Source organism: Tissierellales bacterium (genome assembly GCA_035301805.1).
GTDB lineage: Bacteria > Bacillota > Clostridia > Tissierellales > DATGTQ01 > DATGTQ01.
The window spans coordinates 1-10,162 of the sequence record DATGTQ010000112.1 but is presented as its reverse complement, the minus strand read 5'-3'; the positions used below and the strand labels follow the sequence as shown (position 1 = coordinate 10,162).

Sequence of the window (10,162 nt, the reverse complement as noted above, 5' to 3'; positions counted from 1 at the left end):
GAAACTCTTTTAAAATATCTAATAGCATCTATTCTACCTTCCTTTCTTCCGTAGTCACTATTCAATTGTAAGTAAATTTTCTCCTCCATCTACAGAAGCACCTTCGTTAACTAATATACTAGTTATCTTTCCATCCCTTGGAGCTACTATCTCATTTTCCATTTTCATAGCTTCTAGTATAATTAGTACTTGTCCAGCTGTAACACTATCCCCTTCATTTACATCTACTTTTAGTATATTTCCAGGCATTGGTGCATCTATAGTTTCTGTTCCTTCAGGTGCTACTTTCTTTTCTGCTGGTTTTTCTGCTTTTGGTTTTTCTTCTATAACTTTTGGTACAGGTTTACTTTCAACTGGTCTTTGTGATACTGTTTCACCACTGTCTATCTCATCTACTTCCACTTCATACTGGTTACCATTTACCGTTATAAGATACTTTTTCATCTTTTAACCTCCCGTAGTTATTTATATATTACAATTTATTGAATATATTCTCTTCCCTACCGGTTTTTGCCCAAGTAGGTGTATTTTTTGATACTCTTTTAATTGTGTTAATTTTCACCTGTGGAATTGAAATTCCTTCACTAGCTGCTATTGCTGCTGCAATAACTGCTACTAACTCTTCATCTTCTTTAATAGATTTTTCCGATACTAATTTTTCCTCAGGTAATAGGTCCTGATCTTCTATTTTTACCTTACCATTTTCTTTTGTAGCGTTATTTTTATTTGTAACTAATCTAAGTCCATCTATTAAATAAGATATTATTAATAATGTTAAAAATACAATAACCATACTAAATACAGTTATTATTAAACTATCTCCTGTAGTAATAATATCACCCAATTATATCACCCCTTTATACTGGGAAATTGCCATGTTTTTTAGTCGGTCTAGTTTCTCTTTTGCTTTCAAGCATGTCAAATGCTGATATTATTCTTGGCCTTGTATTACTTGGAACTATTACATCATCTACATAGCCTCTTTTGGCTGCTGTATATGGGTCTGCTACAGTGTTTCTATATTCTTCTATTTTTTCTTGCCTAGTATTTACTGGATCATCTGAATCTTTTATGTCATGTTTAAATATTATATTCGCCGCTCCTTCTGGTCCCATTACAGCTATTTCTGCATTTGGCCAAGCAAGGACTTGATCTGCTCCTAATTCTTTATTACACATAGCAATATATGCTCCGCCATAGGCTTTTCTAATTATTACAGTTACCTTAGGTACTGTAGCTTCGCTATAGGCATAAAGCATTTTTGCTCCATGTCTTATAATTCCACCATATTCCTGATCTGTTCCCGGTAAAAATCCAGGTACATCTACTAAGTTTAATAGTGGAATATTAAAGGCATCACAAGTCCTTATAAATCTACCTGCTTTATCAGAAGCATTTATATCTAAGCAACCTGCTAATACTTTTGGTTGGTTTCCTACAACACCTATAGTTCTTCCATTTAACCTTATGTATCCTATAACAATATTCTGTGCATAATAAGGTTGAACTTCAAAGAATTCTCCATTATCTGCTAATAATTTTATTATTTCTTTCATATCATAAGGTTTATTTGGATTTACTGGTACTAATTCATTTAATCTTTCTTCTATTCTGTTTATATCATCATTATTTTCTACACTAGGGGAATCTTCTAAGTTATTAGAAGGTAAATAACTTAATAATTCTTTAATTCTTTCTATAGTTTCTTCTTCACTTTTATCTATGAAATGAGCCACTCCACTAGTTTCATTGTGAGTACGGGCTCCTCCTAATTCTTCTTGAGACACATCTTCTCCAGTTACCGTCTTTATTACTTGTGGACCTGTAATAAACATTCTACTTACATTCTCTACCATGAAGATAAAGTCTGTTAATGCTGGTGAATATACTGCTCCTCCTGCGCTAGGACCTACTATTACTGATATCTGCGGTACTACTCCTGAGGCCATTGTATTTCTGTAAAATATTTTCCCATAACCTGATAAAGCATCTACACCTTCTTGGATTCTTGCTCCACCAGAATCATTAAATCCTACAATAGGAGCACCCATTTTCACCGCCATTTCTTGAACCTTGCATATTTTTGCAGCATGCATTTCTCCTAAAGAGCCTCCAAGAACGGTAAAGTCTTGGGAGAAAACAAATACTAATCTTTCATCTACTGTCCCATAACCTGTTACCACTCCTTCAGCCGGTGCTTCTTTTTTTTCCATACCGAAGTTTGTGCTTCTATGTTCTACAAAAGCATCAATTTCAATAAAACTATTTTCATCTAATAATAGATTGATTCTTTCTCTAGCTGTTAATTTGCCAGATTTGTGTTGTTTTTCGATTCTTTTTTCTCCTCCACCAAGTTGTATTTTTTCCTTGGCTTGGACTAATTTATTAATTTTATCCTTCACTTTGACCCTCCTTTATGCATTTTTAATTAACCTCTTTCACATAATTCTATTAAAACTCCAAAAGTAGATTTTGGATGTGCAAAAGCTATTTTTGCTCCTCCTGCTCCATAACGAGGTTTTTCATCTATCATCCTAATTCCATTTTCTTTCATCTTTTCGATGGCTTCTTCTATATTTTCTACTCTATAGGCTATATGTTGAACACCTTCTCCTCTTTTTTCAATAAACTTATGGATAGGCCCTCCTTTTTCTGTTGACTCTAATAATTCAATTTCCGTATCACCTATAGGCAAAAAAGCTGTTTTAACTTTTTGTTCCTCTACAACCTCGGTACCTTCTAACTTCATACATAGAACATTTTCGTAAAATTTTAATGTTTCTTCTAAATTTTCCACAGCTATACCTATATGATCAATTTTAGTTACCAAAGAACTAACCCCCTTTATTATTTTAAAAGTTTTATTATTTCATCCTTTGCAGTATAAGGATCTAACTTCCTTGAAACTACTTGTTTAGAAAGTTCCGTTAATAAATCTCCTTCTCTTGCCTTTGACATTATAATATTCATAAGTTCATCTTCTACTAATTTTACTATTTCTTCTCTCATATTTTCATTTCTTCTTCTCTCTAACTCATTAGATTCTTCTAAAAAGCTTCTATGTTCTTTTATCTTTTGTAAAAGAGTATCCACTTCTTCATTTTTACTAGCAGACACCTTAACTACATCTGGTCTAAATTTATCTTTATCATTAAGGTCTAAGGTCATTTCTATTTCCACTGCTGTTTTATCTGCCCCTTCCAAATCCGACTTATTTATAGCAAATAAATCAGCAATTTCCATTATACCTGCTTTTATAGCTTGTATATCATCTCCTAGGTTTGGCACCATTACCATGAGAACTGTATCTGCATTTTTAACAATATCTATTTCTGATTGCCCCACTCCTACAGTTTCAACAAAAATATAATCTGCGCCATAAATATCTAGTACTTTAATTGCTCCCTGAGTTGCTTTTGATAGCCCACCTAAGGAACCCCTTGTACCCATACTTCTTATAAATATATTTTCATCTATAGCTAAATCTGCCATCCTTATTCTATCACCTAAAACGGCTCCACCAGTAAATGGACTTGTAGGATCAATGGCTATTACCCCTATTTTTTTACCCTCTTTTCTTAATTCCTTTACTAACCTATCAGTAAGTGTACTTTTTCCACTACCTGGTGGTCCTGTAATACCTACAACATAAGCATTGCCTGTATATTTATACAAACTTTTGATTATATCTATACCTTCCTCATCTTCATTTTCAAGCATAGTTATAAGTCTTGCACAAGCTCTTTTATTACCTTTAAGTAATTTTTCTTCTATATTCAATGGTAAACACCACCTATGAAATCTCTTTTTTCACATGCTTCCTTATATATTCTACTACATCTTGAGTTGAGGTTCCAGGTGTGAAAACTTCTGACACTCCAGCCTCCTTAAGTCCTGGAATATCCTCTTCTGGAATTACTCCTCCTCCAACCAATAAAATATCTTCTGCATCTTCATTTTTTAACAATTCTATAACCTTAGGAAACAAATAATTATGAGCCCCCGAAAGTATACTTAAGCCAACTACATCTACATCTTCTTGAATTGCTGCTGCTACAATTTGCTCCGGTGTTTGCCTTAGTCCGGTATATATAACTTCCATTCCTCCATCTCTTAAAGCCCTTGCAATAACTTTTGCCCCTCTATCATGTCCATCTAATCCTGGTTTTGCAACCAATACTCTTATTGGCCTACTCATCTCTTTATCCTCCTTATTGGATTTTTTTGCTATACTCTATAATATAACAGACTGTTCATATTCTCCAAACTCTTCTCTTAATACGCCACATATTTCACCTAAGGTTGCATAACTTTTAACTGCATCTAATATATAAGGCATTAAGTTCTCATCTGTTTTTGCTGCTTCTTTCAAACTTAATAGAGTTTTTTCTACTTCATCATTATTTCTCTCTGCCTTTAATTTAGAAATTTTTTCTACTTGTAACCTTTCTACTTCTGGATCTACTCTTAATATATCTTCTTTTTGCTCCTCTTCTACTTGGAACTTATTTACGCCTACAACTATTCTTTCTTCTGATTCAACTTCCATTTGATATTTATATGCACTATTTTGTATTTCTTTTTGTATATAACCTTTATCTATTGCTTGAGGTGCTCCACCTAATTCATCTATTTTTTCTATATATTTTAATGCTTCTTCTTCTATTTTATTTGTAAGATGTTCTACATAATAGGAGCCTGCCAATGGGTCAATAGTTTCTGCTGCCCCACTTTCATGGGCTACAATTTGTTGAGTTCTTAAAGCTATTCTTACAGATTCTTCTGTTGGTAAAGCTAAGGCTTCATCCCTTGAATTAGTATGTAATGATTGAGTACCTCCAAGTACTGCCGCTAAAGTTTGTATAGTTACTCTTATAATATTATTATCTGACTGCTGAGCGGTTAGTGTAGAGCCTGCTGTTTGTGTATGAAATTTAAGTCTCATGGACTTTTCATTCTTAGCTTTAAATCTATCTTTCATTATTCTTGCCCAAAGTCTTCTGGCCGCCCTAAATTTAGCTACTTCTTCTAATAAATCATTATGTGCATTAAAGAAAAAAGATAATCTAGGTGCAAAATCATCTACGTCTAATCCAGCCTCTATAGCTGCTTCTACATAAGCTATACCATCAGCTAATGTAAATGCAACTTCCTGAACAGCTGTGGCTCCCGCTTCTCTTATGTGATACCCGCTAATACTTATAGTATTCCAACCTGGAACGTTTTCGGAACAATATTCAAAAATATTAGTTATTAATCTCATTGAAGGCTTTGGTGGAAATATATAAGTTCCTCTTGCAATATACTCTTTAAGAATATCATTCTGAATAGTACCTCTTAATTTGTTCATAGGTACTCCTTGCTTTTCACCAACTACCATATACATAGCAAGTAACACACTAGCAGGGGCATTAATAGTCATAGAAGTACTTACTTTGTCTAAAGGAATACCGTCAAATAATGTTTCCATATCTTTAAGAGAGTCAATTGCTACTCCAACTTTTCCCACTTCTCCTTGACTAAGACCGTGATCTGAATCATAACCTATTTGAGTTGGTAAATCAAAAGCTACACTTAAACCTGTTTGTCCTTGCTCTAATAGATATTTATACCTTTTGTTCGACTCTTCAGCTGTAGCAAAACCAGCATATTGCCTCATTGTCCAAAGTCTACCCCTATACATAGTAGGCTGAACTCCTCTTGTATATGGATACTCCCCTGGGAATCCTAAATCTTTTTCATAATCTAGTTCATTTGTATCTATTGGTGTATAAAGTCTTTCTACTTCAATATTAGATCCGGTTGTAAACTTATCTTTTCTTTCAGGAAATCTTTCTACTACTTTTTGAACATTTTCTTTTTCCCATTTTTCTTTTGAAGATTTTAAACTTTCTACCTTTTCATCATCAAACATATCTAGCAAACCTCCTTATGGCATTAATAATTTATTCTCTCTAATCTAGTGGTCCCTTCATGTATTATAATATATGATATTAATATTTTTGCAACGATTATTTCACCTTTTTAGTGTTATGAAATATATATTGCATTTCTACACAAAAAATTCTCCTTTAATACTATTTTTATTTTCCATTAAGAACCCCTAGTGTAACCTAGGAGTTCTTAATGGAAAATTGTAATGTAGGTAAATATTTAATTTTATACAACCTTATTATAATAATAAAGGATTATATCCTCTTCTTCCAGTTGCCCCGTCATAAACAAAAAACAATAGTACTACCATGGAAAGAATTCCATCTAGATATTATTTTCCACTTTGTAGTCTTTCTACCATCCTTATAACCTTTCATTCCATCTTCCTGAAAAACTATTATATTTTTTATTCTTCCCCTTTTCTTAATAAAAATAAACTCAGTATTAATGCCCATAATAGGCCATTAATACTGAGTTTCATTTGTTATACAATTTAGTTTTAATCGTATTGCCACAAATAAAGCAGTATTTATATTTATTGAATTTCCAATTACCGTCTATATACTATATTTCTATATAAATTTAAAAATTCCTTCTTTTTTAAAAATTCTTATTAAAACAAAAAAAGGTAGCCTGGGCTACCTTTCAATTTTCTTTATACCTCCATAAAAGATTCTTCAAACTCTTTAGCATCTAAAGTTTCTTTATCTATTAAAGCTTGAGCTATGTTGTGAAGTTTATTTATATTGTCACTTAATAATTTTTCTGCTTTGCTATATGCCTTATCTATAATATCTCTCATTTCTTTATCTATTGAAGCTGCTACCTTTTCACTATAGTTTCTAGCTCTTCCAAAATCTTTTCCTATAAATACTTCTTCATCATCAGTACCATAAGTCATAGGTCCAAGATTTTGACTCATTCCATAATGAGTAACCATTTGTCTAGCCAACTTAGTTGCCCTTTCAATATCATTTTGTGCACCTGTACTAATATCATCAAGAACTAAGGCCTCTGCCACTCTTCCCCCAAGCATATAAACTAATTGTTCTTCTAATTGTTTCTTTGTTGCATAATACCTATCTTCTTCAGGTAAATAAGCTGTAAAACCTCCAGCCATCCCCCTTGGGATTATTGTAACCATATGAACTGGATCAGCAGTAGGTAATAATCTTGCAGTTAAAGCATGCCCCGCCTCATGGTATGCAGTTAATCTTTTCTCATTCTCGCTAATAACCCTACTTTTCTTTTCAGGACCTGCAACAACTTTAATAGATGCTTCTTCTATAACATTCATGGGAATCTTCTCTAAATTATATCTTGCTGCTAATAAAGCAGCTTCGTTAACTAAGTTTTCTAAATCTGCTGGTGTAAACCCTGCAGTCCTTCTTGCGACCACTTTTAAGTCTACTTCTTCATCTAATGGTTTATTTCTTGTATGAATTTTTAATATTTCTTCTCTTCCCTTTATATCAGGACTTCCTACATATACTCTTCTGTCAAATCTACCTGGCCTCAATATTGCTGGGTCTAATATATCCGGTCTATTTGTAGCTGCCATAACTATTATACCTTCGTTAGTTCCAAATCCATCCATCTCAACTAATAATTGATTTAATGTTTGCTCCCTTTCATCATGTCCTCCACCTAATCCTGCTCCTCTTTTTCTTCCAACAGCATCAATTTCATCTATAAATATAATACATGGGGAATTTTTCTTAGCTTCTGTAAACAAATCCCTAACACGACTTGCTCCTACACCTACAAACATTTCCACGAAATCAGAACCACTTATAATATAGAAAGGTACTCCTGCCTCTCCCGCAACAGCCTTACTTAAATAAGTCTTACCTGTACCTGGTGGTCCTACCAATAAAACCCCTTTTGGAATCCTAGCACCTAGTTCAATAAACTTTCTGGGATTTTCTAAGAAATCAACTATCTCACCTAATTCTTCCTTTTCTTCATCTAAACCAGCTACATCATCAAAAGTTACCCTTTCACTTTCATCTTGTTTATGAACTTTTGCTTTACTTTTCCCAAAGGACATTACTCTATTTCCACCACCCTGGGATTGTTGCATAATTATAAACAAAAATATTATAACCATTAGAATAGTAACTATAGTAGGTAAGGCCTCTAATATCCAAGGTCTTTCTGGCTCTGCTAATCCTCCATATCGTATTTCCTTATTATCTACTGCTTTTTTCAAGTAATCTGAATAAAAAGTATATCGTATTTCATCTGGGAGTATAGTCTCGAACTTGGTTTTGTCTTTCAATGTGCCTTGTACCTTATTTCCTAAAGTTTCAACGCTTGCAACTTGACCTCTATCTAGTAGTTCAATCAACTCAGTAACATCTATTTCTTTTACTTGTTCTACGTCTTTTCCGATAACTTCTACTACTAGTATTATGATAATAAGTATAAGCAAATAGAAACTTATACCTCGAAAAATTTTTCTCAATTGTTGTCCTCCCTTCCACCTAGACAAATAAATATTATATTCTCAAATTATAGCATATTTTTTTAAAAATTACAATCAGCTTATTTACTATAGTTTCCCTATCCCTTATATTTAAAACCTTCAAAGTATATTTTTACAATATTTTAATTAGATATTTCCATGTCTTAGAAACAAGCCTTGAAAGCATATTAAATTTAAGAGTTCATGAAAAATAGAAAATCCTTAAACCTAATTAAAGTTAATCTATAATTACATTAACTAGATACTTCTTCTTTTAAGGCAGAAATATAAGGCAAATTCCTATACTTTTCAGCGTAGTCTATTCCATAGCCTACTATAAATTCATCTGGAACTTGAAAACCAACATAATCTACTGGAACTTTAACTTCCCTTCTTTCTGGCTTATCTAATAATGTACAAATTTTAACACTTTTAGGCCCCCTCTTTTTCAAATTATCTGTTAGATAGTCAAGAGTTAGTCCAGTATCTATTATGTCTTCAACTATTAGAATATCTTTACCTTCTATATAGCAATCTAAATCCTTTATAATTCTTACTACACCAGAAGATTGGGAGGAGTTACCATAACTAGAAACTGCCATAAAATCCATTGTAATAGGTAAGTTTATATTTTGTACTAATTCTGACATAAATATTACAGCACCTTTTAGTATACCAACTAACATTAAATCCTTCCCTTTATAATCTTCAGTAATTTCCTGACCTAGTTCTTTAACCCTCTTATGAATTTCCTCACTAGATACAAGTACTTCTTTTATAACATCATCCATTTTAAGCCTCCTAATTAATATATTTTTTGCTTCTCTATAATTATAATATTCTTTGTTTTTTCTGTAATTTTATATTTTTCACTTATTCTATAGCCTAGAACCCAAATAATGTCTTCTCCAGCTACTACTAAAGGAATAGAATCTCTTTCTTCTTTAGAAACTTTTTCATCAATAAAAAAATCTTTTAATTTCTTAGTTCCTTTCATGCCTATAGGACTAAATCTATCACCATTTCTTCTATTCCTTATATATAGACAATTAGATATCATATCATAATCGAAGTATTTTATAAACCTATTCTTGAAATTTATTTCACATTTCTCTTTAGAAATCACTTTAGTTTTTAAATAACAATCTAATTCTTCTATATAAGTGCTACCATTAATATTTAATTTATAGAAATAGTCTTTCCTTTCCAAAAGTCTTCCCTTTTCTATAATTAAGTCTCCATAACTTATCTTAGCTATTATATTATGAATTAAATTAATAGCCTTTCCAGTATCTCCCTGAGAAAATAATTTTATTATACTATTAATATGATTCTCTGTAAAACCTTGTAAATTCCCTTGTATCTCTTCTAAAGCATTTCTTATTAGTCTTTGTTTCATACTCATATGTAGTAAACTAAATTTTCCTCTATCTAAAATTATACTATCTTTTCCTCTTTTTTTCACTACTTTAATATAAGCTTCTTTAGTAAGTTTATCTAAAAATTGACTATCAATAGACATTAACTTAGAAAATCTAGCTAATGTATCTACTATGTTTGGATTGAAATTTTCTTCTATATAGGGCATTAGTTCTAACCTAATTTTATTTCTATTATATATAGGTTCTAAATTGGTTTTATCCAATCTAGTATCAATTTTATTTTCCTCTATATAAGCCTCTATTTCATCCCTATTTATATCTAATAATGGTCTTATTATATTACCTCTTTTATAAGGTATACCTTTCAACCCATCAATAC

General features: G+C 31.9%; 11 protein-coding genes. All 11 read right to left on the bottom strand.

Annotated features, from left to right (window positions below; genetic code table 11):
- Positions 1-57 precede the first annotated feature (57 nt).
- Entirely contained in the window at positions 58-444 is a 387-nt protein-coding gene (locus VK071_05145; protein ID HLR34702.1) for a biotin/lipoyl-containing protein, read from the bottom strand.
- Between the two features lie 28 nt (positions 445-472).
- On the bottom strand, positions 473-844 hold the full coding sequence (locus VK071_05140; protein HLR34701.1) for an OadG family protein: 372 nt from the start codon (positions 842-844) through the stop codon (positions 473-475).
- Between the two features lie 13 nt (positions 845-857).
- Complete coding sequence (locus VK071_05135) at positions 858-2,402, bottom strand: carboxyl transferase domain-containing protein (GenBank protein HLR34700.1); 1,545 nt, start codon at positions 2,400-2,402, stop codon at positions 858-860.
- A 26-nt stretch (positions 2,403-2,428) separates the two neighbouring features.
- Entirely contained in the window at positions 2,429-2,830 is a 402-nt protein-coding gene (gene mce, locus VK071_05130; protein HLR34699.1) for a methylmalonyl-CoA epimerase, read from the bottom strand.
- 17 nt (positions 2,831-2,847) lie between these two features.
- A complete protein-coding gene (gene meaB, locus VK071_05125; protein HLR34698.1) occupies positions 2,848-3,780 on the bottom strand; it encodes a methylmalonyl Co-A mutase-associated GTPase MeaB in 933 nt (310 codons plus the stop codon).
- Between the two features lie 13 nt (positions 3,781-3,793).
- On the bottom strand, positions 3,794-4,198 hold the full coding sequence (locus VK071_05120; GenBank protein HLR34697.1) for a cobalamin B12-binding domain-containing protein: 405 nt from the start codon (positions 4,196-4,198) through the stop codon (positions 3,794-3,796).
- Between the two features lie 36 nt (positions 4,199-4,234).
- A complete protein-coding gene (locus tag VK071_05115; GenBank protein HLR34696.1) occupies positions 4,235-5,914 on the bottom strand; it encodes a methylmalonyl-CoA mutase family protein in 1,680 nt (559 codons plus the stop codon).
- 301 nt (positions 5,915-6,215) lie between these two features.
- A complete protein-coding gene (locus tag VK071_05110; protein ID HLR34695.1) occupies positions 6,216-6,389 on the bottom strand; it encodes a hypothetical protein in 174 nt (57 codons plus the stop codon).
- Positions 6,390-6,589: 200 nt separating this feature from the next.
- The gene (ftsH, locus tag VK071_05105; protein HLR34694.1) at positions 6,590-8,401 is read right to left on the bottom strand and encodes an ATP-dependent zinc metalloprotease FtsH; all 1,812 of its coding nucleotides are present in this window, start codon (positions 8,399-8,401) and stop codon (positions 6,590-6,592) included.
- A gap of 254 nt (positions 8,402-8,655) precedes the next feature.
- Entirely contained in the window at positions 8,656-9,192 is a 537-nt protein-coding gene (hpt, locus tag VK071_05100; GenBank protein HLR34693.1) for a hypoxanthine phosphoribosyltransferase, read from the bottom strand.
- A 14-nt stretch (positions 9,193-9,206) separates the two neighbouring features.
- Positions 9,207-10,162, bottom strand: a 956-nt coding sequence (gene tilS / locus VK071_05095; GenBank protein ID HLR34692.1) for a tRNA lysidine(34) synthetase TilS, incomplete at its 5' end; no start/stop codon positions are given.